We start from the raw sequence: 25,054 nt of genomic DNA, 5'->3' as shown, positions 1-25,054 counted from the left end.
ATTCTTTCCTTCCATAAAAAGAAATAGACCGCCCTCGACAAAGGCAAGCGGTCTATTTCAATGATCATCCTTTGACACGGCTACCGCCCTTAAAAGCGGCTGTTGCCAAAGAGTGAGGATGTTGGCGCATCTTCACTCTTTTTTTAGAATATACATCTTATTCCCATTTTAACACTTGAAAATGGCCTTTTCAATGCACCGAAGGGTGAAAAGGTGAATAGGACGTGCAAAAGGAGAGGGCGAACATGAGCATTTTTACAGGGCTGCAACGTCCGCAGTTTCAGGCTTATTATGATGAGGCTTTTCTAATAGAACATCGTTTTGAAAATGGTATGGGTTTTCCGCCTTCTTATATAGATTATGTCAAAACTCTTGGTTACGGGCGACTATGCGGCTTATGGAACATTCATATTCCTCTTGGCGATCACCCGGATTCATGGCTTCATCGTTATCATGACTGGCGGGCCTGGTTTGATGATTTACTCGAATCGGAAGAGGTTTTACAAGAAGCGGCGCTGGAGCCAGATGGCTTTCCAGAACTTTTGGAGCATGCGGTTCCCTTCGCTTCCAGTGAAGGGAATGACCTGCTGATTTGGGATATTCAATCGCCTGATGAACGGGGAGAATTCCCAATCTATGCTTTGAATCTACGCACATGGGGCAATTTTCGGTATGCAGCCTCGGATTTGTATAGCCTCGTCGAAGCGTTGGTGGATGAAGAGCGCGTAAAGTCGGTATTGGGCACAGATCGTACACCATTCCCTTATACATTCGAGCCTTTTTAACAACGCTTTTTTGAATCTACCATACAGTGCGCAGATCACCTGACATACCGCAAATCGGCCGTCATGCGTGGGAATAACAAAAATATCGCCTTCCCGATGTTTGATTCTTTTGAACACCATCGTCAGGCCAGCTCTTCCTGAATGATCTCTGTTTTTAGACCTTTAGCGCTGGTAATCGTAATGCTGATCGCATCATAGCCGTTCCGCTTCACATCTTCAAAATCGCATCGTTCGCCGTTGATCAGCTCTAACTGTCCATTCTCATCCACATCGTCTGCAAACTCGTCATCCCAATCCACATTATAAAAAGCGGTCAAGCTTACCTCGAAAGTATCTTCACCATCTTCGTCCAGATAGGGCAGCAGGGGAGTGCGATTGTTCTGCTGTTCCTTGGTATACACTTCGCATAGCAGAGCATCGTAACCATGGCGGGTTCCGCCAAAAATCACGATCTGTTCACCTGTGACTGCATCTTCTGCAATAATGAGCTGGGGTGCAAATTCAGTTACAGCGATTAGCTCGTCCATAAGCTCTCCATAATAAAAAATGTGGAATTTCGTATGTCCGGCCTGTGAACAGAGCTTACCTGTCCACTCCTGCTCGACCCATGCCTCCGGGTTTTCGGGTACAACCCAACCTTCCAAATAAGCCGGTCCACATTTAGGATTATGTATTTCTGTCATCAGTAGGCCTCCCTCTCTGCTCGTTGAGTCGTTCAATTACCTGGTTAAAAAACGTTGTAAAGTCTGTTGCCACCAGATACAAATGTCCACATTGGTCCTGCTCTGCAATATCATAGTTCAGTTTGTCATCATAAGCATGAAGATGTGTGCGGTCCCAGTAGTACACATACGGGGTGTATTCATTACATATCAGAACGTAAAAATTGTCGCCCGCATCTGCACCAATCAACAAAGCGTTCTCGACATGATTGATTTCATCCAGAAATTCATTATTAATCGCTAGCGGTGCATCATTTGTGAGATCATGTCATAGATAAGGTGACGATTTTGTTGTTCTCATCCACATCTACCTTCACATTCACTCCCAGCTTATCCTTAAACAGCTTGCTGATATTGATATAGTCATCCTTTACCGCACGGCTTGATCTACCGGTTGTGCGAGTCATTCCAGCGGTGATGATGGAACGGACGTATGTTTCATCGAGCTTGGCTTCGGGATTATAGGTATAAATGATCTGTTCCTGCTGATTGTAATAATGGGTTAATTCCGTGTAGTCGTTAGCATTCTCATACTGCTTTTCCTCACGCACATACTCAGGATGGTCCATGGTGTAGTGGACTCCCCCGTCGAGGAAAGGATTTTCCTTGGAGGGTCGGAGTTCATATTGTCCGTAGGCTAGTTGAAACAGATACTCTATGCCTGAGCCCTCCGCCTGATAGTAAAGCTGACGATTGTCCCCTTTTTTATCTATAGCAGTATAGCTGCTGATTAAAGGCCAGGCATCATACTTTTTTTCCTTTATCTCAATGGCAAGCTTGTAATGTACAAGCACCTTTTCATTTTGAAATAATCCAAAGCTGCTCATAATGAAATAGGCAGGCACACATATAATTCCGATAATCAATATGAATATAAATATTCTTACACGCATAAGTAGAGTGATTCTCCTTTGGATGTCGATGATGTGGACAGCTCCCGTTCTACGGATGGTTTCTCCAACTCATCTGCCAGAACTTCAATGATGGTCATCAGCTCATGGAAATTATCCTCAATCAGTTCTCCCTGGAAGGGGCGGAGCATCCCTAGAAATCCGTTTTGCATTTTGGGATGATCCAGATCATCCTGAATAAAAGAATGACAACGTAACAGCTCGCGAGCCTCCTGTTTATTCATTCAGTTCCTTAATCTCTGCGCGGATACCTCTGCACAGAAAGCTACCTGACAGTCCCGACAAGGCATCGATATCAACGACCATGTCTGCTTCTTCATAGCGGAAATCAAGCTGCAAGATGATGTTTTCTGTTTCTACAGGAGTTAATACATGTTCTTTGGTTTCCAGAAATGTAAAAGTCACTGCATAGCGTGGGACGTCTTTTGCTGGAGCCTCAGGGATTACAGGTGCCTCAGCCGAAGGCTCCAGATCCGGTGATCTAGGGACAAGCACGCTAGCGTAGGATAGCTCAATCGTCAGTGTAATCTGGTCTTTCGTCATATTAGCAGCCGTAATTCGGTCATAATGAAAGGGAGGAAAATAGCCGAGCTTTTCAACAATGCTGTCTGCACCTTGAATAGAAACGGTTGGAGAGAAAGCCAGTTCCAGTCCGATGGACCCTGCCAGTTGGTCTTCATATTCTGGATTGATACGTACAAGGGCTTGTTCCGGCTCTACTTTCAAAATCGTGCCTATAAAATACTGTTTGCCATGGATCAGAACAATATCATGCGGAACGAACGGCAACGCTCCCCCGGCTTGATAATGAATGAGATATTCGTTCTCTTTTTTTTCAACCTTTTGAACTTGAATTTGCATAAATTGCAGCCTCCTAGGGTTAATGGTATGGCGGATTGTTTAAGTGTGTGGTAAAGGGAACGGAGCCCGCGATTGAAAAACATACTTCATATCCGGTGTATCCTGTTCGAGCATAAATGGAACAATATCCATAATAGCGCGTGCTTTACTGCCAGCATAAAAGTTACGCGGACTGTGTAGCAGCTTGTGTGCCTTTAACCACTGGCTCAGCTTCATCATAACGTCTTCGACGATTGCTTGGTCGATATTTTCATAAACGTCCTGACGGATTGAAACGAGCATGCCGCAATGATTAGAAGATTGGCACAGGGGGTCATTGGACAAAAGAATGTGTACACTTCCGGCGTTGTCCCTTTGTTATAGGATGATTTGATACTGGGAGCCTCGATAGCTAGCATCAGCGGAATCAATTCATCGTCGGTTACAATGCGGAGCAGCTCTTGCAGGTTGTTAACCACAAGCATCCATCCTTTATTCATGAATTACCAATTCTTATACCATAATATATGACATGAAGATCGAATTCACCTTTTACATCGACTGTGGTACTGTTCATTAAAATCGTTTGGAAACCAGTTCAACTTCGCGTATACTAGGAAAGTCATACATGGAACGGGCCTGAGCCGCATGGCGGCCGTATGTTGGTTACATGAACAGATTCAACGATAACGGATAAGCTCCCTTCCTGAAAAGGGTAGAATGAGAACCGATACAAAAATGGGAATTCTGAACTATGGAACGATAGATGTCATATGGCACATGAACCTATTTTACGTGACACATATTGAATACAGATAAGGGAAGTGAATACCACTTGAAGAATTTTGCAGCATTAGGCGTAGAGCAGCATTGGGTAGAAGCCTTGAAAGAACAGGGAATTTCATCCCCAACTCCTGTACAGCAGGAGTCGATTCCACTGTTGATGGAAGGTCAGGATGTTATCGCCGAGGCACATACGGGAACCGGGAAGACGCTTGCGTTTTTACTGCCGATTCTACAAAAGCTGAATTTGGATAAGCGACACCCACAGGCGCTCGTGATTGCACCTACGCGTGAACTGGCGCTCCAGATTACGGAGGAAGCAAAATGCTTGGCTGCTACGGAGCCGAACCTGTCATTACTGGCTGTATATGGAGGACAGGACGTAGAGCGTCAGCTTCGTAAACTGAAAGGCGGCGCACAACTGATTATTGGTACACCTGGGCGACTGCTGGATCACCTGAGACGTGGCACGCTGGATCTGGGTGGCATTAAAATGCTGGTCCTGGACGAAGCCGACCAAATGTTACACATGGGCTTTTTGAACGATGTGGAGACGATTCTTCAGGAGGTTCCTTATCGGAGACAGACGATGCTGTTTTCCGCTACGATGCCAGCCGGTATTCGCAAGCTGGCTCGTGTATATATGAACGAACCCGTAGATGTCAAAGTGAAATCCGCTTCTTCCGTTCCGGTGAGCCAAATCCGTCAGGTCGTTGTGCAAACAACAGACCGTGGTAAGCAACAGGCATTAGTGGATATGCTGAATACAGATCGTCCGTACTTGGCTGTTATTTTCTGCCGTACGAAGCGCCGGGCTGCCAAACTGAACGAAGAGCTGCAAGAGATGGGCTTCGAGAGCGGTGAGCTTCACGGAGATTTGTCCCAGAACAAGCGGGAGCAAGTGATGAAGGCGTTCCGGGAAGCGAAACTCCAATTGCTCGTAGCGACTGATGTAGCTGCACGCGGCTTGGATGTAGAAGGCGTCACGCATGTCTTTAACTATGACATGCCGCAGGATGCCGAAAGCTACATCCACCGCATCGGGCGTACCGGCCGTGCCGGAGGCAAAGGCGTGGCGGTGACGCTCGCTACGCCAAGGGATGTTCCAGAGCTTCGGAACATCCAAAGAGTTGCTGGTGTCACATTCACCAGCAGTGAGGGCGGCGGACAGCGTAGACCTGCTTCCGATACGGCTGATCGGCAGGGGCGAGAACGCCGTTCGGGCAGAAACGACCGCCGTTCCTACGGCGGCAACGACTCCGGCGGTGGGCGCCGAGGCAGCGGCCGCGAACAGGCGGGCCGTCGTGATGCCACAGGCGGCGAACGCCGCTCTAGCCGCGGCAGTAGCGAGCGTGGCGGATATGACCGCAGTAGCGGCGGTTCCGCACGCGGAGGTCAGGGCCGCTCGGCAGGACAAAGCAGTGAGCGCGGTGGATATGACCGCAGCAGCGGCGGTTCTGCACGCGGAGGCCAAGCCCGCTCGACAGGACAAAGCAGCGAGCGTGGTGGGTATGACCGCAGTAGCGGCGGTTCTGCACGCGGAGGCCAAGGTGGCCGCGGTGGACAAGCCAAAGGCGGCCCGCGTGGTGGTCAAGGACAAGGAGGCCGTCGCGGACGGTCCAGATAGTTAAAACAGGAGTATTCTCATAGAATGCTCCACTATGGTTATCATAATAGCCCCGGGGAGGCTCATCTTCCGGGGCTATTGTAATCTTCATCCATACCGCTGAAGGAGCGGCACCATAAGATGACATGAGTAGCGGAGCTACCTTGAAATATACGATTAGCGTTTAGGTTACATTTTTCAAAAGATAAATTTGGAGGGGTTATACATCATGCAGGAACAGGATATGGGCAAGCGCGCCATGGTCTCAGCATGGATCAGCCTGATTAGCAACATCCTATTAACCGGCATTAAGATTATTACAGGACTTATGTTCAACAGTAAGGTGCTGGTGGCCGATGGTGTGCATAATGCCGGAGACGTGATTGCCTCTGCAACGGCACTGGGAGCGATGCGCATATCCAGCCAGCCGCCGGATGAGGATCATCCTTATGGTCACGGCAAAGCAGAAGTGATTGGGGCAAGCGTGGTGGCGGTCATATTGTTTGGAGCGGGCATATTTATCGGCTATCATTCCATTGCAGCACTGTTCGAACCGATGCCACAGGAGCATATACTGGCATTGGTAGCCGCTATTATTTCCTTGCTCTGGAAACAGTGGCTGTATATTTACACGATTCGTATCGGGAGAGCGGCCAATAGTCAGGGTCTTATTGCAACGGCAAAAGATCATCTCGCTGATGTGTACGCCTCTGGGGCTGCTGTACTGGGTATCGGCTTAGGGCTAATTGGGGAGCACTGGAGCATTTCAATCTTATCTTACGGCGACCCTATTGCGGGATTCGTAGTGGCATTGCTAGTTCTGAAATTGGCGTGGGAAATGGGCCGTGAATCCATAGATGTACTTATGGAAAAAGCGATTGCAACGGAGGAAATTGAAAGCTACGCCGCAGCCGCACTGAGTGTAGACGAGGTTCAACGTATTGACCGTATCCGTGCCCGTGAGCACGGCCATTATATTATTGTGGACATCCGCGCTTCAGTGGATGCCTCTTTGACGATTCAGCAGGGACACGATATTATCCGACTGATTAAGGGGGCTGTTATGAAGCGGGAACCGCGGGTTTATGAGGTGCTTGTCCATTTGAATCCATGGTATGCGGACGACCACTAGAACAGACGACACGAATTGACAGATAACTTGCAGGAAGGGTATGCTTTTAAAAGCCGAACGATGATGAATAAAAGCGAGGTTACCCGAAAATATGCGAAAATTTTTAAAATGGTTAGGCATTTCTGTGACTGCGGCGGTTCTTTTAGTGGGCGGTTATTATACGTATTCTATATATCATTTTACGAATCAAATTTCGGTTGCTTCCGGACAGGATTCGAAATTCAAACCGCAGGCACAAACTCAAACCAATGTACAACCTGTAGAGGTATCGCTCCCACCGGAATGGGATGGGACAGAAAGAGTGAATATTCTGCTGCTAGGCGGCGACTCCCGTGGAGAGGATTCAGGGCGTTCTGACTCCGTTATGGTTGCTTCTATTGATCCGGTTACGAAAAAGGCTACACTTATGTCGATTCTTCGTGATACGTACGTCAATATCCCAGGTCATGGGCAAAGTCGATTGAATGCTGCTTTTTCCTACGGGGGACCGGATTTGACCAGACAGACCGTGAGCGACCTGCTGGGCATACCGATTCAATATTATGTATATACTGATTTTAATGGCTTTATTGCGCTGGTTGATTCTGTGGGTGGTATGGACCTGGATGTCGAAAAAGATATGCACTATACCTCCAAGGCAGATAAACACCAGTTTGATATTGATTTGAAAAAGGGAATGCAGCACATGGACGGTAAAACAGCCTTGCAATATGTACGCTTCCGTCATGATGCAACTTCCGATTTTACGCGTACGGAGCGGCAACGCAAATTTATTACCGAGCTTGGCGGTAAAATTCAGTCAACCTCATCTCTAATTAAACTGCCGAGTATTCTAAATAGCATTTCTCCTTATATTGAAACGAATCTCAGCACTACGGAAATGCTGCAATTGGCTTCATTGGGCTTTAATATCGATGCAACAACAGTAGCGAAGCAGCAAATCCCGCCGAATGAATTGGTGCGCGGGGAAACCATTAAGGGTGCGCAGGTGTTGGGTGTAGACGAAAGAAAGCTCAAGCGCTTCATACAGAATCTTTTTGAACAGGAGAACAAACCTGTGACCACGACGGTGGATGCTGCAACCACGATAAATGATACTCCATAACCCTCGAAAGCAAGCGAAGTTCGTACGATGACGTACAACTTTGTTTGCTTTTGTGTTTATTTGGGTATAACCTTGTATATTTTGTTCCAAAAATATATCGTATCTATGAAGAACGTCTACTCATTTGTGTAAAGAGAAGGGGAATGTGGTGTGGAAATAACTCCGGCATGGAAAGACCGATTCAAGAAGTTTTTTCTGAACAACAAGTTTGTGTTATTCCTGCTGGTACTGCTGCTGATCGGCTTGAATATCTTGGTGCTTACCAAAATTTCATACATATTCACACCTGTCATGGTGCTGTTAAAAACGATAATTCTCCCTGTCATTTTATCCGGCGTGTTGTACTATCTGTTCAACCCGTTGGTTGATGTACTGGAGCGTAATAAGGTGAAACGAGTATACTCCATTGTTGTACTGTTTTTGCTTATTATAGGGGTTATTGCGATTGTGGTTACATCGGTGGTACCTGTAATCCGCGATCAAATACAGGGACTTATCCAGAATTTTCCCGACTATAGCGAGCAAGTACAACGACAATTCGAGAAACTGATCGGCAGCGATTTTGTAAACCAGTTCCAGAACACCATTCAAATTAATCCATCTGAGCTGGCCTCCAAAGCTTCTGAAAAGTTATCTAGCTTTATTAATAATGCATGGACGGGTGTGGGCAGCTTTTTGGGCGTGGTTACAGAAACGGTACTTGCGATTGCCACGGTTCCATTTATTCTGTTCTACTTGCTAAAAGATGGACACAAGCTGCCACAGTTTATCCTGAAAATGCTCCCGCCTATGTTTCGTAAAGAAACAGATCGCATTATGACCGAGATGAATCATCAGGTCAGTTCCTATATTCGTGGGCAGATTATTGTCAGCTTCTGTATTGGGGCGCTGTTGTATATTGGTTACCTAATCATTGGATTAGACTACTCTCTGACGCTTGCAGTCATTGCATCCTTTACGAGCGTTGTCCCCTACTTAGGTCCCGTCATTGCCATTACACCTGCGTTAATTGTAGCCTTGGTCACCTCACCGATTATGCTGCTCAAGATGGTTATCGTGTGGACGGTCGTACAGCTCATTGAGGGTAAATTAATTTCTCCACAAATTATGGGCAAATCTCTTCGGGTACATCCGATCACGATTATCTTCGTTATTCTGACCGCAGGCAATTTGTTTGGTGTGGTGGGAATTGTACTGGCGGTTCCGGGGTATGCTGTCTTGAAAGTAATCGTTACACATTTGTATAGTTTCTTTAAAAAACGTTCGCATCTCTATGAGGCGGATAAAGGGAACGCAAGTCTTTACGAAAAATAAAATTTCCCACTATAAAATTGATATGGGCCCCTCTTGGGTAACTGTGGCTACGCGTGCTATAATTAATGCCTATCCTTATTCCCAAATAGAAAGGTCAGACTTTTATGATAAAACTCAGCATTCTTGACCAATCTCCGGTATCGGAAGGCATGACGCATGCACAAGCATTACAAAAGACCGCTGAGCTTGCTATAGAGGCGGAACGCTTGGGTTATCATCGCTTTTGGGTATCAGAGCATCATTCTGCCGCAAATCTCGCAGGCTCCAGTCCGGAGGTACTGATTTCACATCTGGCCGCACGTACCTCAACCATTCGAGTGGGGTCGGGTGGTGTGATGCTGCCCCATTACAGCGCTTATAAAGTAGCGGAAAACTTCCGTGTGCTGGAGGGATTGTATCCGGGACGCATTGATTTAGGCCTGGGACGAGCGCCCGGAGGCATGCCCATTGCTACCAGAGCCCTGCAAGAAGGCAAAATGCGAGGTGGTGTAGATCTATACCCTGAGCAGTTGGATGACCTGTTAGCTTATTTACATGACAGCACGGGCAATAATCACCGTTTCGGTTCGCTACAGGCGATGCCGCTTATAGAAACTGTACCGGAAATGTGGTTGCTCGGCTCCAGTGGTGATAGCGCAGGTTTGGCAGCCGAGCGTGGCGTGGGCTTTGCGTTTGCGCAGTTCATTAATGGTGAAGGCGGCACAGGGGCTATGAAGGAATACCAGGAAAGCTTCCAGCCTTCCCAGCATAGTGACCAACCACGTTCGCTTGTTGCCGTATTTGCGATCTGTGCGGATACCGAAGAGGAGGCGAATCGGTTGGCTTCCAGTATGGACTTGTCTCTTGTTCTATTAGAGCAGGGAATGCGCTCCGCTGGAACACCTTCCGTCGAAAAGGCACTGGCGTATCCGTATACGCCGTTTGACCGGATGCGGATTCGTGAGAATCGCAAACGTATGGTGGTCGGTTCGCCCGAACAGGTGAAGCGTCAGATTGAGCAGTTAAGTAAGGACTATAATGCACAGGAGATCATGGTTGCGAGCATTATTCACGACTTTGATGCCAAAATAAAATCTATACGTCTCATGGCTGAAGCATTTGGACTGTCTTCTATACAGTCATAATGCGATTCGCCGGATTTAAAAAAGATCACAGCTTCGAGGAGCGGTGATCTTTTTTTGAATTTTTTGAGGGAATATTGGATGATATGCACTGTATGATATAGGAAATAAACCAGTTAACACTTGATAATGATTATCAATATCTTTATTATATAAAGATAGAATGAAGTTTTGATGAAAGTCGTGCGTTAAGCCCGTGACTATATATATTGGATAAGGGAAAGGGATGATTCCAAATGTTTCGTCTGAAAACGGCAAATCTGGATATTGCTTATGAAGATCGATTGATTGTAGAAGATCTAAACGTAGAAATACCGCAAGGGAAAATCACAGCCTTGGTGGGCGCAAATGGTTCTGGTAAGTCCACCATTCTGAAGACGATGGCTCGCATCATGAATCCTAAGGGCGGCAGTGTTCTGCTTGACGGTAAATCCATTCATAAGCAATCCACCCGGGAAGTAGCTAAGCAGTTGGCTATTTTGCCACAAAATCCGACTGCACCGGAAGGATTAACCGTGACGGAACTGGTATCTTACGGACGTTTTCCCTATCAAAAAGGTTTTGGTTCCATGAAAGCGGAAGATCGCAAAATGGTGGAGTGGGCCATTCAAGTAACGGGAATGAGCGAGTTCCACGATCGTCCGATTGATCAGCTTTCTGGCGGTCAGCGTCAGCGTGCCTGGATTGCTATGGCGCTTGCGCAGGATACGGATATTTTGTTTCTAGATGAGCCGACGACATTTTTAGATATGGCACATCAACTGGAAGTGCTGCATTTGCTAGAGTATCTAAATACTTCGGAGAAGCGCACCATTGTTATGGTCGTGCATGATTTAAACCATGCCGCCCGGTATGCTCAGCATATGATTGCAATCAAAAAGGGGAAGGCCGAGGCGGTAGGAACTCCAACAGAGGTTATGTCCCCTGATGTGCTGCGTGAGGTGTTCGGGATCGAGGCGGATATTGTAACAGATCCTCGTACGGGTGTACCGCTCTGTCTTCCGTATGCTTTGGCTGGACAGCCTGCGGTGAGCCAAGCAGTAAAAGAAATGAATGTGGAAGATAAGAAACTCGTGGGTTCTGTTGCTGAGCGACGTGATGCTAGAGCACAAGTAGCGGCAAGAGGTTAAAGAGGACATACCATGAAACCACTGGATTACGATCAGCTTGAGCAACTAGCGAAAATAGTGAGAGTCACGCCGGAGGATGCAGTATATTCCGGGCCAGTGGCCGAATGGCTTGAACCAGAGAAGATCCGTTCTGTGATGGAGTATTATGGCGATCTTCTGCGTGCTGAAGACGATTTAACCGCAGCCGTTTATTTTGTGAACCAGTTGCGTGGTCTCGTGTTTGCACAGCATTTTATGGTGTCACTGTGTGAACGCCGTTTGGATCTGTCCGTATCTAATCTCAGATTTCATATTTGTTATGAAGGTCAATATCCCTCTATTAGCATCCAGGTCATCGATCTCACAGAGCTGGACAATACGCGGAACAATGGGGATGACCATTCTTCCGAACAGGCTCAGCAAGTGTTACGTGACTTTTACAGTTTGCAGATGCGGCCCATAATGGAGGCAATAGCTGCAGTGGGAAGCGCATCTATTGGGCAAATGTGGGGACAGTTTCCGTTGACATTGCTGTATTTTAAGGATAGAGTACAGCCATCGTTGACTGATCCTCAGGATGTGGAGCGCTTTGAACAAGATTATATTTATGTGACACGTGAGCTGAAGGGAGAGGTATTCGGACGTAAAAGAAATCCGTTTACGGTTCGTCTCATTGAATTGGACAATCCTTACCGCCCCGGTGAAAATACCTACATGAAACCGTCCTGTTGCCAATATTACAAGACAGGTGGAGGCCAGCGGTATTGTTATGCTTGCCCAAAAATGTCCGCTTCCGAACGTGAAGAACGCAGACTCGAAGTGATGGCATCACGGTAAAGGATCTGCGGATGTTGGCATGTCCGTCACGTTTTGGTTAAAATAGGTTATGTAACCTAAACCAAGCGACACGAAGGAGGATGCTGTATGTCTGTTTATTCACATAATGCCGTAACACCAGCGAATCAGGAGGTTTCTCTGGATACTTACACCGGTAAGGTGCTGGTTATTGCGAATACCGCCAGTAAATGTGGACTTACCCCGCAATATGGGGATTTGCAAAAGCTTTATGATGAATATAAGGATCGGGGATTAGTTGTATTAGGCTTTCCTTGCAACCAATTTGGCGGTCAGGAGCCGGGCAGCAGCGAGGAAGCGGCTGAATTTTGCCAACTGAATTACGGGGTTAGTTTCCCGGTATTCGCCAAAGTGGACGTCAACGGACCGGATACAGCGCCTCTGTTTGAATATTTGAAAAAGCAACAGCCTGGAGAACAGGAAGATGGAACAATTCAGTGGAATTTCACGAAATTCATTGTGAATCGTGAAGGTGTACCTGTGGGTCGTTTTGAACCGAAGGAGTCACCAGAAGCGATGAAAGCAGCCATTGAGCAATTGTTATAGTAGCTTTGCCTTAACTCCAAAGTATATGTTTAAAAAGGTCTGATTTCCTGCGTGTCTCCGGGAAACGGACCTTTTTTTGTTCTCTACATGTGCATTTGTTTAAGGGGGGCGCATCATGTGAAAGTCGATTCCAAGGGCATAATCAGGGGGCTTACAGGGAAAACTGAATGGAGCAAAAAAATATTTCAGCAAACCGTTGATTTTGTATATCCTTTCTTTTTTAAATGTGGACAAATTGTGAATATCACGAAAAGCTATTGTAATGTGAAAAATATCACACTATAATAAGCGCATGAAGTGAAATAAATCACAAACGCAAACGAGCTGTTTACGTGAAACTATTCACAATTATTATACATTTTATGCCCACACACCAAGGAGGAATTTTACATGAAAGTAGCAGTTATCGGATGTACACACGCAGGCACGGCAGCTATCGTCAACACAGCTAAATGTTATCCAGATGCAGAAATTACCGTTTACGAGCGTAATGATAATATTTCATTTTTATCTTGTGGTATTGCCCTGTATGTAGGTGGTGTCGTTAAAGATCCACACGGCCTGTTTTATTCGTCTCCAGATCAACTGTCTGACTTGGGTGTAGTGACCAAGATGCTTCACGAGGTAACGAGTGTGGATACGGCAGGCAAGACGCTGCATGCACGTAATCTCCAAACAGGTGAAGAATTTACAGACACATTTGATAAATTGATTGTGACCACAGGATCATGGCCCATTATTCCAAAGCTGGAGGGCATTGAACTTGATCATATTTTGCTCTGTAAAAACTATAATCATTCCAATGATATCATTGAGAAAGCCCAGCACGTACAGAACATTACAGTCGTCGGGGCTGGATACATTGGTGTTGAACTGGTAGAAGCTTTCCAAATGAACGGTAAAAACGTAACGCTGATCGACAGTGCTGATCGTATATTGAATAAGTATTTGGACCATGAGTATACAGACCGGATTGAAAGTTCCCTGAAGGAACATGGCATTAAGCTGGTACTTGGCGAAACGGTGAGTCGTTTTGAGGGTACGAACGGTAAGGTGAGTAAAGTCGTGACCTCTAAAGGAGAATATGAAACAGAGCTTGTTATTCTCTGCATCGGTTTCCGACCTCAAACGGATCTGCTCAAAGGTCAGGTAGATATGTTGCCTAACGGTGCGATCATTGTGGATAACTATATGCAAAGTAGCTGCCCGGACGTGTTTGCAGCAGGTGATAGTTGTGCAATCCGCTATAATCCGACAGGTAAAACGGCTTATATCCCTTTGGCAACCAACGCAGTTCGTATGGGTACGCTGGTAGCACGTAATCTGGTACAACCAACGATTGCCTACATGGGAACCCAAGGAACTTCGGGTATCAAAATTTACGAAGACAATATCGCAGGAACAGGCTTGACGGAAGCGGCGGCAACGGACGAAGGCATGACTGTAGAAGCTGTAACCATTGAGGACAGCTACCGGCCTGAATTTATGCCAACCTCCGAAAAGGTATTACTGAAAGTGGTATATGAGCAGGAGACACGAAGAATTTTGGGGGCTCAAATTATGTCGAAGGTGGATTTGACGCAATCCATTAACACACTATCCGTAGCCATTCAAAATCATATGACCATTGACCAGTTGGCCTTTGTCGATTTCTTCTTCCAGCCGCATTATAACAAGCCTTGGAATTTCCTGAATGCAGCAGGCTTGCAAGCATTGCCTACAATATCCGAACGGAACCCAGTTACTGTATAATTAGATTTGTCTGTGACATTGTTCATAAGTTTGTCAACAATCTGAGACGTACGGACGAATCCTTATAGTACAATATAGAGTAGCATAAGGATTAGGGGGTAAGTAGCTTATGGATTTGTTTTATATCCTTTTTCTTGTAGTCGTGGCCCTGGTAGGCCTCGGTGGAGTTATTTGGTTCTTGAGAGCAGTTGAAAAGGAAGAATACAACTAAATGTAAAGCGCGTAGTAGCGCAGTAGATGTAATAATACAGAAAGACAGTCCTTTTTCCAAGGGCTGTTTTTTTATAGTTGAGAAAGTGATTTTTTTCACAAACATAATCACTGATTTTAAATAAAATATGAAAGAAGAATATTTTAGTAAAAAGATATTAAAGGAGCGGGGACATATGGCGAGCTATAAACCGGGGCAAATTGCTGAAAAGACGGTGGAAACAGGAGTGGCCAAGGCGAACAACCCGTGGACTGTGGCGGTGGTACTGGGATTTTTGGCAGGTGCATTTATTGCACTCGGTTTTTTGCTGGATATACGTGTTATTGCAAGTGCGCCTAAAGAATGGGGAAGCATTGCCACCTTTATTGGAGCTGCGGTGTTCCCCGTAGGTCTGGTATTAGTTTTGATCGCCGGCGGAGAATTGCTGACCGGCAATATGATGGCGGTCCCTTTGGCGAGATGGGCAGGACGGATTAAGACAGGAGCCTTGCTTCGTAACTTGGCGATTATTACGCTCAGTAATTTTGCAGGTGCGTTATTCGTTGCATTTTTCTTTGGGCATGTGCTGGGTTTGACAGAAACGGGCCCTTACCTGGACAAAGTGGTGGATATGGCAGGACATAAGCTACATGAAAGCTTTTTGCAGTCTTTTATATCGGGTATAGGATGTAACTGGCTCGTAGCACTGGCTGTATGGCTGGCATATAGCACAGACTCTATCGGTGGCAAAATCATGGGGATTTGGTTCCCGACAATGGCCTTTGTCGCTATTGGATTTCAGCACGTTGTTGCCAATATGTTTCTCATTCCGGCGGCTATTTTTGCAGGCCACTTTTCGTGGGCAGATTATGTTATGAACTTCATTCCGGTCTGGCTGGGGAATTTGGTAGGAGGTAGCCTGTTTGTGGCTGGAGCCTACTGGCTGGCCTATTTGAAAAAGCCTCAAACCAACGCACTTCCAGCGAATGAATCTCCAACTACTTCTTCGGTTGCACATCAAATCCGTTGAGTGATCCTGCTTAATTACGGTACTTTAAAAAGCAATGAACAAAGCAAATCCGCCATGACAGGCCCGGGGGAACGAAACCTGTCATGGCGGATTTTTTTGGGAGTGGTCCATGATTTGGCATGGAGGATGAGTGTGCTCTCGTCCCATAATGCCTTGATCTCTTTTACCCTCGGTAAGATATGATGAAACAGGATTTCGAAAAAAATTATGATTCTAAAAAAATCCGTTTTGCTCTATGCAGCAGACGGATTTTTTAATATTTTGGAGAGCGGCTGTGTGGGAAAATCCTTCTCTTGCCATAGGCCAAAGCTGTGGATATGATAAGATCAGTGTAATTTTTGGAAACGGTAACGGAAAGGAGCATCAACACTATGGATCATCGTAATAGCGCGCCTCCTGAGGCCACGCTTCAACAAGACTTACAAAGGGGACAGCGGATGACGGAGCAGCAGGATGGTATTTTTCCGGCTGTATGCCCGTTAGATTGCCCGGATACGTGTGGGCTCCTTCTTCACAAGGAAAATGGAAAGATAGTCAAGGTGACTGGGAACCCGGATCATCCTATTACCAAAGGGGCTATTTGTAACAAAGTTCGCAATATGACGGAGCGGGTATATGATCCTGATCGGGTGCTCTATCCGTTAAAACGTATAGGCCCCAAAGGAGAAGGGAAATTTGAACGTATTAGCTGGGAGGAGGCAGTCGATACCATTACAGGTCGGTTCAAGGAGCTGATACGTATGGACGGACCGGAATCTATTCTCCCCTACAGCTTTTATGGCAATATGGGCGTATTGAGTGTGGATGGAATGGACCGCCGATTTTTTAATGCGCTGGGTTCAAGCCAACTGGATCAGACGATATGTAGCGTGGCAGGGAATGAAGGCTGGGCGTCCGTTATGGGTTTTAAGGGCGGCACCAGCCCGGAGGACACGGAGGATGCAGACCTCATTATTGTGTGGGGTGGAAATGTCATTAGCACCAACATGCATCAGGTCGTTTTGGCTGAGAAAGCACGTAAAAAAGGTGCTAAGGTGGTCGTTATTGACGTTCATCGCAACCGGACGGCGCAATGGGCGGATTGGTTCATTCCGTTATATCCGGGGACGGATACGGCGCTTGCACTGGGTGTTATGAATGTGCTGTTCGCTCAGGGACTGACGGACGACGAATTTTTACATCGCTACACGGTAGGCCATGAGGAACTGCGCGAGCATGTTAAGACATATACACCAGAGCGAGTTTCGCGGATTACCGGCGTACCGGAAGCGGATATCATCCGTTTGGCGGAAATGTACGGAACTGCGCGAGCAGCGTATATCAATATCGGCAATGGGCTTCAGCATCATGATAATGGCGGTATGAACGTACGTGCGGTTACATGCTTGCCTGCGCTCACTGGACAATGGCTGAAGCACGGCGGGGGAGCGTCACGCTCTAATGGCGCTTATGGCAAGTTTAACGGCGCCAATCTGGCGCGTCCTGATCTGCGACAGAATCCGGATGCCCGGGTGATCAACATGAACCGGATCGGAGAAGCGCTGCTGCAGAAGGAACAGCCGATTAAGGCGTTATTCGTATACTGCAGTAACCCGGTAGTTGTAGCCCCCGATTCGGAACGGGTGACTGAAGGATTTGGACGAGAGGATTTGTTCACAGTCGTTCATGACCTGTTTCTTACGGATACGGCCCGTTATGCCGATATTGTGCTGCCTGCAGCGTCTTCCTTTGAAGGTACAGACCTATATAAATCCTACTGGCATCACTATGTTCAGATGCAGGAACCCGTCATTGCTCCACTCGGGGAAAGCAAAAGCAATTATGAGCTGTTTAGCCTGCTCGGACGGGCTATGGGCTTTGACGAAGCTGCCTTTACGGAAAGTGAAGAGGAGATGATCGCAGGTGCGCTTGATAATCCAACGAACCCTTATCTCAACGGTGTAACTTTGGAAGCCTTAAAGAAGTCACCTTTTGTAAAGCTCGATATGACGCCAAAGGCTACTTATTTGGATCGTTTAACCACGCCTTCAGGCAAGATTGAGTTGTATTCGGACAAAATGAAACAAGCAGGTCTGCCCGCGATGCCTTCTTATGTGCCGCTGATTGAAGGGTACGACGGAGAGCATCGACCGCAAGCGGACGAGCGGTATCCATTAATGTTTATTTCACCGCCAAACCATAATTTTCTGAATTCTACTTTCGCTAACTTGCCCAAGCATCAGCGACTGGAGCGGGAGCCCTTGCTACAAATTCACCCGGAGGATGCTCAGACAAGGGACATCGCGGATGGGGACCTGGTTACCGTATGGAATGATCGGGGGACGTATGAGCTGAAAGCGAAAGTCACCGATCTAATGCTGCCCGGTACAGTGATTAGTCAGGGATTATGGTGGGAAGGCAAAGGACGCAGACAGCGTGCCAATGTGTTAACCTCTGATCGGCTGTCGGATATGGGACAGGGGGCTACTTTCTTCTCAACGGTGGTGAATGTGAAGCGCCAATGAGATAATGCCTTTTATGGCGTCAGATGCAAAAGGAGAAACAAAAGATATGAAATGGTTGGAGTCTTATCCGAAAGAAGTGAAAGTGTTTCTCGTTGCTAGCCTGATTAATTCCGCTGGAAGTTCCCTGATGTGGCCGTTGGTTAGCATGTATGTGTTTGACGAGCTAAACCGTAGTATGGGAGATGCAGGGATTGCGATTTTAGTGCAATCTCTGGGCGGAATTTTTGGTCAAGTGCTGGGAGGAGCCCTCTATCACCGTATTGGAGCCAAGAAACTGATTGTTGGCTCACTCGCGATGAACGCGCTGGGACTTCTCGCGCTTCCATTTACCAGTGGTCATTGGGTAGCGTTTGTCATCATGATGGGCTTTATCGGCTTTTTTAATGTCGTATCTGTGCCTGCGATCCAGGCCTTTGTAGGTTTTCGTTTTGCTGACCGTCGTGGTGAGCTGTTTAATATTATTTATGTCGCTAACAATATTGGGGTTGCAGTGGGTACGGGATTGAGTGGCGTTCTGGCTGACCTTTCCTATCAGCTCAGCTTCGTGATGAACGGAGTGACTTCTGCGGTATTTGCCGGGTTCTTCTGGTCTTATCTAAGCAGGGTGGATCGGGAAGAGGGAGAAGTGCAGCTCAGTAAGTCCGTGAAAAAAAGAGAGGAAATACCAGCTCGATTACTGTTTCGTGATACCAGACTGTATCTCTTTGTGGGGTTAGGTTCGCTTTTTTTATGGTTCGGGAATTCGATCTGGAATACAGGAGTGTCTCCCCATATTATTGAGCAGGGCTTGCCTAAAACGATGTATGGATTACTATGGACACTGAATGGTATCCTTATTTTTGCCGCACAACCCATTATTTTTTGGATAAAACGACTGTACGCTCATCACGCTTCAGCGCAAATGACATGGGCCGGAGGATTTTATTTGGCGGCTTATATTGTCATGCTGGGCACACAGAACTATACTGGAATGATATTCGCTATGGTTCTGGCGACCCTGGGAGAAATGCTGATTGCACCTGCCGTTCCAGCATTCCTGTCTGATCATGGAGGTCGGGGTGCACCCTTTTACATTGGGCTTGTGGGGGGCATTGGCGCAGCCGGACGGGTAATGGGGCCTTATATTATGGGGAAGTTGTATGATGGCGGTGGGTTACCGCCTACACTTTGGCTGGCATCAGGCGTAGCGGTGTTGTCGATCCTGTTTTTCGTCCTGCATAGCTGGTTGAACCGTTTCCGGCATCATTCGGATACTTTGGATACTACGACGTCCAAGGTGGATGCTCCCAGTTCTTAAGTCCTAATAAAAGTGCAGTAATATGCTGTGATTATGGTACAATAGTGACGGATGGTTGTAGTTATTGCTTCAGGAAAGCCTTCACAGGAAGGATTGAAAGGAATTGTTTACAAGTCAACCCTTGACGATACGTCATTCGGAGATGAAGGATGCTCCTGATCTGATTGCGCTGGATGAATTGGTATGGAATGAACGCACGGCTCCCGCTTCATTGTCTTGGAAGTCGCGTGGAGAGTTTCTGCGCAATACGCCTCCAGGCTCTCAACTGGTTGCCATCGAACAGGAAGTACTCTGCGGGTATATTGGATTTCGTCCTCCAACGCTGTTGGCTAGTAACTGTCATGTACTCGAAATAAATATAGCTGTACATCCAGCTTATCATCGCAAAGGTATTGGGACGGCCCTCATGAACTCCATGAAGGACATTGCAGCTGCGGAGGGCATACGCAAGTTGAGTTTGCGTGTACTCTCATGCAACACGGAAGCCCTTATGTTTTATGAAAAAAGCGGTTTCGCGATTGAAGGACGTTTGCATGAGGAGTTTTACATAGCAGGCCAATTCGTAGATGATGTGTTAATGGCCTATTTCTTGAAATAGGCGGGAGGCTACAGACAGCAATTCGGTTGTATGCCGGCCTAAAACAACAACGCCGCAGACCTGATCAGGTCTGCGGCGTTGTTGTACAATACAATATTACCGAAGTTGCTTCCATTCATTTTGGAGCATACCGTACACTGCGTGGTTCATGTAGCCGTCGGGCAGCAATTCCGCTTCGCGTACAATGCCTTCGAGCACAAAGCCCAAACGTTCTGGAATACCGCGGCTGCGGCGGTTCGTAGTTGCGCAACGGATTTCGACCCGATGCAAGTCCAGCTCCATCAGAGCATATTCAACGAATACGCGGCAGGCGCTGGTCATTAGACCTTGTCCTTCGTACCCGTGTCCAAGCCAGTATCCGATGCTAACGGAGCGGTGAGTCCAATTGATCTCATGGTAGCTGATGATGCCAGCAAGCTCGTTGTCTATCCAAATTCCGGCGGTCAGACTACCGTTCTCTGCGGCTTGTTTCAAGGCGCCCTGCACGAACTGCTCTGTGTGGCTGATTTCCGTGGTAGAGTCTACCCATGGAAGCCATTGACGCAGGCGGTCACGGGACATTTCGATCAGCTCAAACAGAGGCTGCACATGCTCCTTGGTGAGCGGCCGAAGGACTGTGCGTTCGTCCAACGCATATGTAAACATGATTGATCCCCTCTTTCACTCGGAAAATCGCTAAACCAGCCAGTCTAGCATTTAATCCCATGCTACCTTATTCTGCGAGAGTCGTCAAAAGGGAGAGGAAGCTTCAAATTCAATAGGTCCCACCCGGAACCGTTCATGCTCGTATACATATTTTAGATCCAAATCCCCTACAAATTCGGTTGGGGATACACTGCCAGATACAGTGGCTTGCAGAGGAAGCTGTTCAGCATCATACATTACGACAGAGCTAAAATCGAGATACTTTGTAAATTGGGCTGGATCATCGTAAAATACGGATGCTTTAGGGTTTATCGTGTGTGTAACACCGTCAATCGTGACAGCAATATGAACCTGGCGGTTGTGGTCACGTAGCTCCACTGAGCTATGTACGCGCTGGGACACAGCATCTACTGCCGATTCGACCGCATATTCTTCCATCGTGCGTGCGTTAACAATATGCAATTCCTGCAATTCGACACCCGTTCCCGAGGCACGCGTGAGGATCACGACGGCTTCACGGACATCATCCCCGTTCACATCCCTGTAAAATAATTGTGGTGCGGTGGAGATATCCGCCGAGCCTGACCATCGGAATGTGCGGCGTTGCTGGCCGATTTCCAGTACAGCTGATTGGAATAATCCCTGTGACGGATTAACGGCATATAAGCGGACGGATGAGTCTTCTGGAGCGCTGGCTAGCGGACGAGATTGTACGGTTTCGTTCACTGGGTCCGATGAAGGATGGCCGGAAGTCATGACGGAAGAGGACAAAAGCATAGACAGCAGGATCACAATGAGCAGCTTAAACACGGGTGGGTCTCCTTTTCCGGGCAAAATAAAAGATATATACACTATAACGAATTTATTTGCCGAAAATGTTAACTCTTTTTCATAACTTGTCACTTTTTTTGCTGAAGAGAGCATAAGGATTTTCATTTTATTGAGTTATGCGGTGTGAAAGGGTATATTTAAGGGAACAGGTTTTACACAGATTATACGGAAGAAAGGTTGATTAGCGTGGAGAAGCCGATCACTCCCCCCAATTTTATTAAAAATGTTATTGAAGAGGATTTACGTACGGGTAAGGTAAAGGAGGTTGTTACACGATTTCCGCCTGAACCAAACGGATATTTGCATATTGGACATGCCAAAGCTATCTGGATCAATTTCTCGTTGGGAGATGAATTCGGAGGACGCACAAATCTGCGTTTTGACGACACCAATCCGGCGAAGGAAGACACGGAATACGTGAACTCCATTCAGGAGGACGTGAAGTGGCTCGGTTATGAATGGGAGGAAAAACATTTTGCCTCCAATTATTTCGAAGAAATGTACAAGCGTGCCATCCTGCTGATCCAAAAGGGTAAAGCCTACGTGGATGACCAAAGCGCGGACCAAATCCGTGAAACTCGTGGTACACTGACCGAACCGGGGCAAAATAGCCCTTATCGGGATCGCAGTGTGGAAGACAATCTGAAGCTGTTTGAAGAGATGCGTGCAGGCAAATACCAAAATGGTGAAAAGGTGCTGCGTGCCAAAATTGATATGGCTTCAGGAAATATTAATTTACGTGATCCGGTTATTTACCGCATTTCACACACAGCACATCACAATACAGGCGACACATGGTGTATCTATCCAATGTACTCCTATGCTCATCCGCTGGAAGATGCGATTGAGGGAGTAACGCACTCGCTCTGTTCGCTGGAATTCGAAGATCAGCGCCCGCTGTATGATTGGGTTGTAGCTGAATGTGAGATGGAAAAGGTACCGCACCAATACGAATTTGGACGGCTGAACCTGGCTCAAACCGTAACCAGCAAGCGTAAGCTCAAGCTTCTGGTCGATGAAAAGCACGTAGATGGTTGGGATGATCCGCGTATGCCGACGATTTCCGGTTTACGTCGTCGCGGCTACACGCCGGAAGCCATCCGCAGCTTCGTATATGAGACAGGCATTTCCAAAGCCTACGGAGTCATCGATTTGCAGGTACTGGAGCATTTTGTACGTGAGGATTTGAAGCTTAAGGCACCCCGCACCATGGCAGTTATAGATCCGTTGAAGGTGGTTATCACAAACTATCCTGAAGGACAAGTTGAAATGCTGGAGGCGGAAAACAATACTGAAAATCCGGAACTCGGTACACGTCAAATTCCGTTTTCCCGTGAGATTTATATCGAGCGTGAGGACTTTATGGAAAATCCGCCGAGCAAATACTTCCGTTTGTTCCCTGGTAATGAAGTACGTCTCAAGCATGCTTACTTCATTAAATGTAACGATGTGATTAAGGACGCAGACGGAAATGTAACGGAAATCCACTGTACCTATGATGTAGAAACCAAGAGCGGATCAGGCTTTACTGGACGTAAAGTGAAAGGCACGATCCACTGGGTAGAGGCTACTCAGGCTGTACCTGCCGAATTCCGTTTGTATGAGCCTTTGATTAACGCAGAGGACACGGAAGAGATTGAAGAGGATGCATCGGAAAAAACATTCCTTGACCAATTGAACCCGAACTCTTTGGAAATTGCTCATGGCTATGTCGAGCCGAACATGAAAGAAGCTCAATCGCAGGACAAGTTCCAATTTTTCCGTCATGGTTATTTCAGTGTCGATCCGAAGCTTTCCCAACCGGGTAAACCTGTATTTAACCGTGTTGTATCGTTGAAAAGCTCTTTCCAATTGCCTAAGCAATAGGCTAGTGGAAAGTGTGGGAGAGAGGGGAGCTTCGTGCGACCAAGTTGAAAAGGAGTCTGCCGTCGGCAGACTCCTTTATTTTACGCATGCACACTCTTTATACATGATCATTGACTTGACGATACTCTATTGTCTTTGCTAACAAGCCAGAAGGGAAGAGGGGATAGCTTATTCCTCTAGTGTTGTTAAGGGGCTTCTTCTATTCGTTTGTGCCCGCTGGCAGTCCTGGCTGATAACCGTTTTTGTACAGCATATACCACATGATAGCGAATCCCGCAGATCCAAGTAGGGCGAAGAACACCCCTGCATGGTACATCATTTCTCCACCAAAGTTCTGGAATAGCCATCCTCCCGCAAAACCTGCTACGATACCGGATATACCACTCCAGGTCAAGGTATATACGGCCTGTCCGGATGATCGGTATGCTGCAGGGGTAAATAGGACGGTCAACTGGGTGCCTACATAGAAGTATCCACCGAAGGTGACGCAATGAAGTGCCTGAATGAACACAATCTGAATCGGGTCTGTGGCCAGAGCCATCAGTTCCCAACGTAAGGCAAACAGCAAACTGACGAGTGCCAAACAGCCGACCATCACAGTCATTCTTTTCTTCAAGAAGCGATCAAACAGCAAAAATACAATAATTTCGAATACCGATGACATAAAAACAGCAAAACCAAGCATCTGTTTGGACCCACCCAGCTCGGTGATGTACAGGGACATAAAGGCGCTGTTGATCGAATTCGGGATGGATACAAGGATGCCCAATAAAATAAAGGATATAAAGTATCCGTTCATTAAAACACTGCCAAAGCCGCGCAAATGGATGGTTGCTGTCTCCACAGTGCTTTTCAGTGGTGGAATCGACAAGGTGCAGATCAATGCAGCCAGAAGAAGTACCGTAAAGATGGTGGATATGCTGGATATCCCCGTTTGGTCAATAACTATGCCGGCAACTGCTGCTGTCACAGCCCAACCGAAGGAGCCCCATATACGGAATGCGCCAAATTTCCGGTCTGTGCCCTCAATATAGCTGAGAATTAGGCTGTTGCTTTGCGCAAATAAAGGGCTTTGGAAAAAATAAAAACCAATCATCGACACATAAATCATGATATACGTATGGACATGAAACAAAGCTTGTAGCAATAACAAGGTACCTATAATCATAAATAGCAGAATACGTCGGAGGTTACGGCTCCGGTCGCTTGTATAGCCCCAAAAAGGGTTCGCGAATACGGATACAAAAGGTCCGATGGCCATCAGACTCCCGATCTCCAGCTTGTCCATGCCGATATCTTGCAGATACAACGGGAAGAAGCTGGAGAAAATGACCATAGCTCCATATAGAAAAAAATTATACAGTTTTAAGGAATATAGAGGAGTCTCTTGAATTTCTCTCTTTTGCAAGACAAGCCATTCCTTTCTTAGCCCGATAGAGAACTGCGCATCGATGCCGATCTGTGGGGAGGTTCTTTATTCCAATGTATCATGTGTTGAAAGGGTTAACAAAC

General features: G+C 46.8%; 23 protein-coding genes and 2 pseudogenes. 15 read left to right on the top strand and 10 right to left on the bottom strand.

Annotated elements, in window-relative coordinates; all coding sequences use genetic code 11:
• Positions 1 to 245 precede the first annotated feature (245 nt).
• Complete coding sequence (locus tag ACUYLD_RS15210; protein ID WP_250266847.1) at positions 246 to 785, top strand: hypothetical protein; 540 nt, start codon at positions 246 to 248, stop codon at positions 783 to 785.
• 3 nt (positions 786 to 788) lie between these two features.
• Here the strand turns inward: ACUYLD_RS15210 and ACUYLD_RS15205 are convergent.
• The 7 genes and pseudogenes from ACUYLD_RS15205 to ACUYLD_RS15175 form a co-directional block, all read right to left on the bottom strand.
• Positions 789 to 905 (bottom strand): annotated as a pseudogene (locus tag ACUYLD_RS15205) (Imm26 family immunity protein); the annotation flags it as partial.
• Positions 906 to 907: 2 nt separating this feature from the next.
• Positions 908 to 1,468 carry a hypothetical protein gene (locus tag ACUYLD_RS15200; protein ID WP_446675425.1) on the bottom strand — a complete coding sequence of 187 codons (561 nt, stop codon included), beginning with the start codon at positions 1,466 to 1,468 and terminating at the stop codon, positions 908 to 910.
• The gene (locus tag ACUYLD_RS15195; protein WP_069290571.1) at positions 1,452 to 1,697 is read right to left on the bottom strand and encodes a hypothetical protein; all 246 of its coding nucleotides are present in this window, start codon (positions 1,695 to 1,697) and stop codon (positions 1,452 to 1,454) included. The genes ACUYLD_RS15200 and ACUYLD_RS15195 overlap by 17 nt, the downstream gene beginning before the upstream one ends.
• A gap of 73 nt (positions 1,698 to 1,770) precedes the next feature.
• On the bottom strand, positions 1,771 to 2,400 hold the full coding sequence (locus ACUYLD_RS15190) for a hypothetical protein (RefSeq protein WP_446675424.1): 630 nt from the start codon (positions 2,398 to 2,400) through the stop codon (positions 1,771 to 1,773).
• On the bottom strand, positions 2,391 to 2,642 hold the full coding sequence (locus ACUYLD_RS15185) for a hypothetical protein (protein WP_446675423.1): 252 nt from the start codon (positions 2,640 to 2,642) through the stop codon (positions 2,391 to 2,393). Before ACUYLD_RS15185 ends, ACUYLD_RS15190 begins: the two co-directional genes overlap by 10 nt.
• On the bottom strand, positions 2,635 to 3,144 hold the full coding sequence (locus ACUYLD_RS15180) for an immunity 50 family protein (protein ID WP_446675422.1): 510 nt from the start codon (positions 3,142 to 3,144) through the stop codon (positions 2,635 to 2,637). The genes ACUYLD_RS15185 and ACUYLD_RS15180 overlap by 8 nt, the downstream gene beginning before the upstream one ends.
• A gap of 174 nt (positions 3,145 to 3,318) precedes the next feature.
• Positions 3,319 to 3,603 carry a hypothetical protein gene (locus tag ACUYLD_RS15175; protein WP_446675421.1) on the bottom strand — a complete coding sequence of 95 codons (285 nt, stop codon included), beginning with the start codon at positions 3,601 to 3,603 and terminating at the stop codon, positions 3,319 to 3,321.
• A gap of 490 nt (positions 3,604 to 4,093) precedes the next feature.
• Between ACUYLD_RS15175 and ACUYLD_RS15170 the strand changes: the two genes are divergently transcribed.
• From ACUYLD_RS15170 to ACUYLD_RS15110, 13 genes are all read left to right on the top strand, one after another.
• Positions 4,094 to 5,668, top strand: coding sequence for a DEAD/DEAH box helicase (locus tag ACUYLD_RS15170; RefSeq protein ID WP_446675420.1), 1,575 nt, complete (start codon positions 4,094 to 4,096; stop codon positions 5,666 to 5,668).
• A gap of 208 nt (positions 5,669 to 5,876) precedes the next feature.
• On the top strand, positions 5,877 to 6,779 hold the full coding sequence (locus ACUYLD_RS15165; protein WP_322172903.1) for a cation diffusion facilitator family transporter: 903 nt from the start codon (positions 5,877 to 5,879) through the stop codon (positions 6,777 to 6,779).
• Between the two features lie 91 nt (positions 6,780 to 6,870).
• The gene (locus tag ACUYLD_RS15160; protein WP_165177805.1) at positions 6,871 to 7,884 is read left to right on the top strand and encodes an LCP family protein; all 1,014 of its coding nucleotides are present in this window, start codon (positions 6,871 to 6,873) and stop codon (positions 7,882 to 7,884) included.
• Positions 7,885 to 8,034: 150 nt separating this feature from the next.
• Positions 8,035 to 9,198 carry an AI-2E family transporter gene (locus tag ACUYLD_RS15155; protein WP_250266841.1) on the top strand — a complete coding sequence of 388 codons (1,164 nt, stop codon included), beginning with the start codon at positions 8,035 to 8,037 and terminating at the stop codon, positions 9,196 to 9,198.
• A 104-nt stretch (positions 9,199 to 9,302) separates the two neighbouring features.
• Complete coding sequence (locus tag ACUYLD_RS15150) at positions 9,303 to 10,322, top strand: LLM class flavin-dependent oxidoreductase (RefSeq protein ID WP_250266840.1); 1,020 nt, start codon at positions 9,303 to 9,305, stop codon at positions 10,320 to 10,322.
• A 233-nt stretch (positions 10,323 to 10,555) separates the two neighbouring features.
• On the top strand, positions 10,556 to 11,449 hold the full coding sequence (locus ACUYLD_RS15145) for an ABC transporter ATP-binding protein (protein ID WP_039271609.1): 894 nt from the start codon (positions 10,556 to 10,558) through the stop codon (positions 11,447 to 11,449).
• A gap of 12 nt (positions 11,450 to 11,461) precedes the next feature.
• The gene (locus ACUYLD_RS15140) at positions 11,462 to 12,265 is read left to right on the top strand and encodes a hypothetical protein (protein ID WP_250266839.1); all 804 of its coding nucleotides are present in this window, start codon (positions 11,462 to 11,464) and stop codon (positions 12,263 to 12,265) included.
• An 87-nt stretch (positions 12,266 to 12,352) separates the two neighbouring features.
• A complete protein-coding gene (locus ACUYLD_RS15135; RefSeq protein ID WP_039271605.1) occupies positions 12,353 to 12,829 on the top strand; it encodes a glutathione peroxidase in 477 nt (158 codons plus the stop codon).
• Positions 12,830 to 13,219: 390 nt separating this feature from the next.
• Entirely contained in the window at positions 13,220 to 14,581 is a 1,362-nt protein-coding gene (locus ACUYLD_RS15130) for an FAD-dependent oxidoreductase (protein WP_069290565.1), read from the top strand.
• A gap of 386 nt (positions 14,582 to 14,967) precedes the next feature.
• Entirely contained in the window at positions 14,968 to 15,801 is an 834-nt protein-coding gene (locus ACUYLD_RS15125) for a formate/nitrite transporter family protein (RefSeq protein WP_155765235.1), read from the top strand.
• Between the two features lie 371 nt (positions 15,802 to 16,172).
• On the top strand, positions 16,173 to 18,305 hold the full coding sequence (locus ACUYLD_RS15120) for a molybdopterin-containing oxidoreductase family protein (RefSeq protein ID WP_446675419.1): 2,133 nt from the start codon (positions 16,173 to 16,175) through the stop codon (positions 18,303 to 18,305).
• Between the two features lie 46 nt (positions 18,306 to 18,351).
• Positions 18,352 to 19,602: an MFS transporter gene (locus ACUYLD_RS15115; RefSeq protein WP_069290563.1), complete on the top strand. Its 1,251-nt coding sequence runs from the start codon at positions 18,352 to 18,354 to the stop codon at positions 19,600 to 19,602.
• Positions 19,603 to 19,705: 103 nt separating this feature from the next.
• Positions 19,706 to 20,200, top strand: a complete 495-nt coding sequence (locus ACUYLD_RS15110; RefSeq protein WP_039271600.1) for a GNAT family N-acetyltransferase — start codon at positions 19,706 to 19,708, stop codon at positions 20,198 to 20,200.
• A gap of 96 nt (positions 20,201 to 20,296) precedes the next feature.
• On the opposite strand, the gene ACUYLD_RS15105 is transcribed toward ACUYLD_RS15110, so the two are convergent.
• Together ACUYLD_RS15105 and ACUYLD_RS15100 are read right to left on the bottom strand one after the other, a co-directional pair.
• Entirely contained in the window at positions 20,297 to 20,845 is a 549-nt protein-coding gene (locus tag ACUYLD_RS15105) for a GNAT family N-acetyltransferase (RefSeq protein WP_028540721.1), read from the bottom strand.
• 84 nt (positions 20,846 to 20,929) lie between these two features.
• The gene (locus ACUYLD_RS15100; protein WP_069290562.1) at positions 20,930 to 21,655 is read right to left on the bottom strand and encodes a copper amine oxidase; all 726 of its coding nucleotides are present in this window, start codon (positions 21,653 to 21,655) and stop codon (positions 20,930 to 20,932) included.
• 207 nt (positions 21,656 to 21,862) lie between these two features.
• Here ACUYLD_RS15100 and ACUYLD_RS15095 point away from each other — a divergent pair, with 207 nt between their 5' ends.
• Positions 21,863 to 23,542, top strand: a complete 1,680-nt coding sequence (locus ACUYLD_RS15095) for a glutamine--tRNA ligase/YqeY domain fusion protein (RefSeq protein WP_322158852.1) — start codon at positions 21,863 to 21,865, stop codon at positions 23,540 to 23,542.
• A gap of 185 nt (positions 23,543 to 23,727) precedes the next feature.
• Here ACUYLD_RS15095 and ACUYLD_RS15090 read toward each other — a convergent pair.
• Positions 23,728 to 24,950 (bottom strand): annotated as a pseudogene (locus tag ACUYLD_RS15090) (MFS transporter).
• Positions 24,951 to 25,054: the final 104 nt, after the last annotated feature.

Source organism: Paenibacillus sp. SER-28, assembly GCF_052906305.1.
This window is presented reverse-complemented; position numbering and strand designations above follow the sequence as displayed.

What these genes read in the sequence shown, in the direction of transcription:
- ACUYLD_RS15210 (WP_250266847.1), top strand. Translation starts at nt 246, where the DNA reads ATGAGCATTTTTACAGGGCTGCAACGTCCGCAGTTTCAGGCTTATTAT.
- ACUYLD_RS15200 (WP_446675425.1), bottom strand. Translation starts at nt 1,468, where the DNA reads ATGACAGAAATACATAATCCTAAATGTGGACCGGCTTATTTGGAAGGT.
- ACUYLD_RS15190 (WP_446675424.1), bottom strand. Translation starts at nt 2,400, where the DNA reads ATGCGTGTAAGAATATTTATATTCATATTGATTATCGGAATTATATGT.
- ACUYLD_RS15185 (WP_446675423.1), bottom strand. Translation starts at nt 2,642, where the DNA reads ATGAATAAACAGGAGGCTCGCGAGCTGTTACGTTGTCATTCTTTTATT.
- ACUYLD_RS15165 (WP_322172903.1), top strand. Translation starts at nt 5,877, where the DNA reads ATGCAGGAACAGGATATGGGCAAGCGCGCCATGGTCTCAGCATGGATC.
- ACUYLD_RS15160 (WP_165177805.1), top strand. Translation starts at nt 6,871, where the DNA reads ATGCGAAAATTTTTAAAATGGTTAGGCATTTCTGTGACTGCGGCGGTT.
- ACUYLD_RS15150 (WP_250266840.1), top strand. Translation starts at nt 9,303, where the DNA reads ATGATAAAACTCAGCATTCTTGACCAATCTCCGGTATCGGAAGGCATG.
- ACUYLD_RS15145 (WP_039271609.1), top strand. Translation starts at nt 10,556, where the DNA reads ATGTTTCGTCTGAAAACGGCAAATCTGGATATTGCTTATGAAGATCGA.
- ACUYLD_RS15140 (WP_250266839.1), top strand. Translation starts at nt 11,462, where the DNA reads ATGAAACCACTGGATTACGATCAGCTTGAGCAACTAGCGAAAATAGTG.
- ACUYLD_RS15135 (WP_039271605.1), top strand. Translation starts at nt 12,353, where the DNA reads ATGTCTGTTTATTCACATAATGCCGTAACACCAGCGAATCAGGAGGTT.
- ACUYLD_RS15130 (WP_069290565.1), top strand. Translation starts at nt 13,220, where the DNA reads ATGAAAGTAGCAGTTATCGGATGTACACACGCAGGCACGGCAGCTATC.
- ACUYLD_RS15125 (WP_155765235.1), top strand. Translation starts at nt 14,968, where the DNA reads ATGGCGAGCTATAAACCGGGGCAAATTGCTGAAAAGACGGTGGAAACA.
- ACUYLD_RS15120 (WP_446675419.1), top strand. Translation starts at nt 16,173, where the DNA reads ATGGATCATCGTAATAGCGCGCCTCCTGAGGCCACGCTTCAACAAGAC.
- ACUYLD_RS15115 (WP_069290563.1), top strand. Translation starts at nt 18,352, where the DNA reads ATGAAATGGTTGGAGTCTTATCCGAAAGAAGTGAAAGTGTTTCTCGTT.
- ACUYLD_RS15105 (WP_028540721.1), bottom strand. Translation starts at nt 20,845, where the DNA reads ATGTTTACATATGCGTTGGACGAACGCACAGTCCTTCGGCCGCTCACC.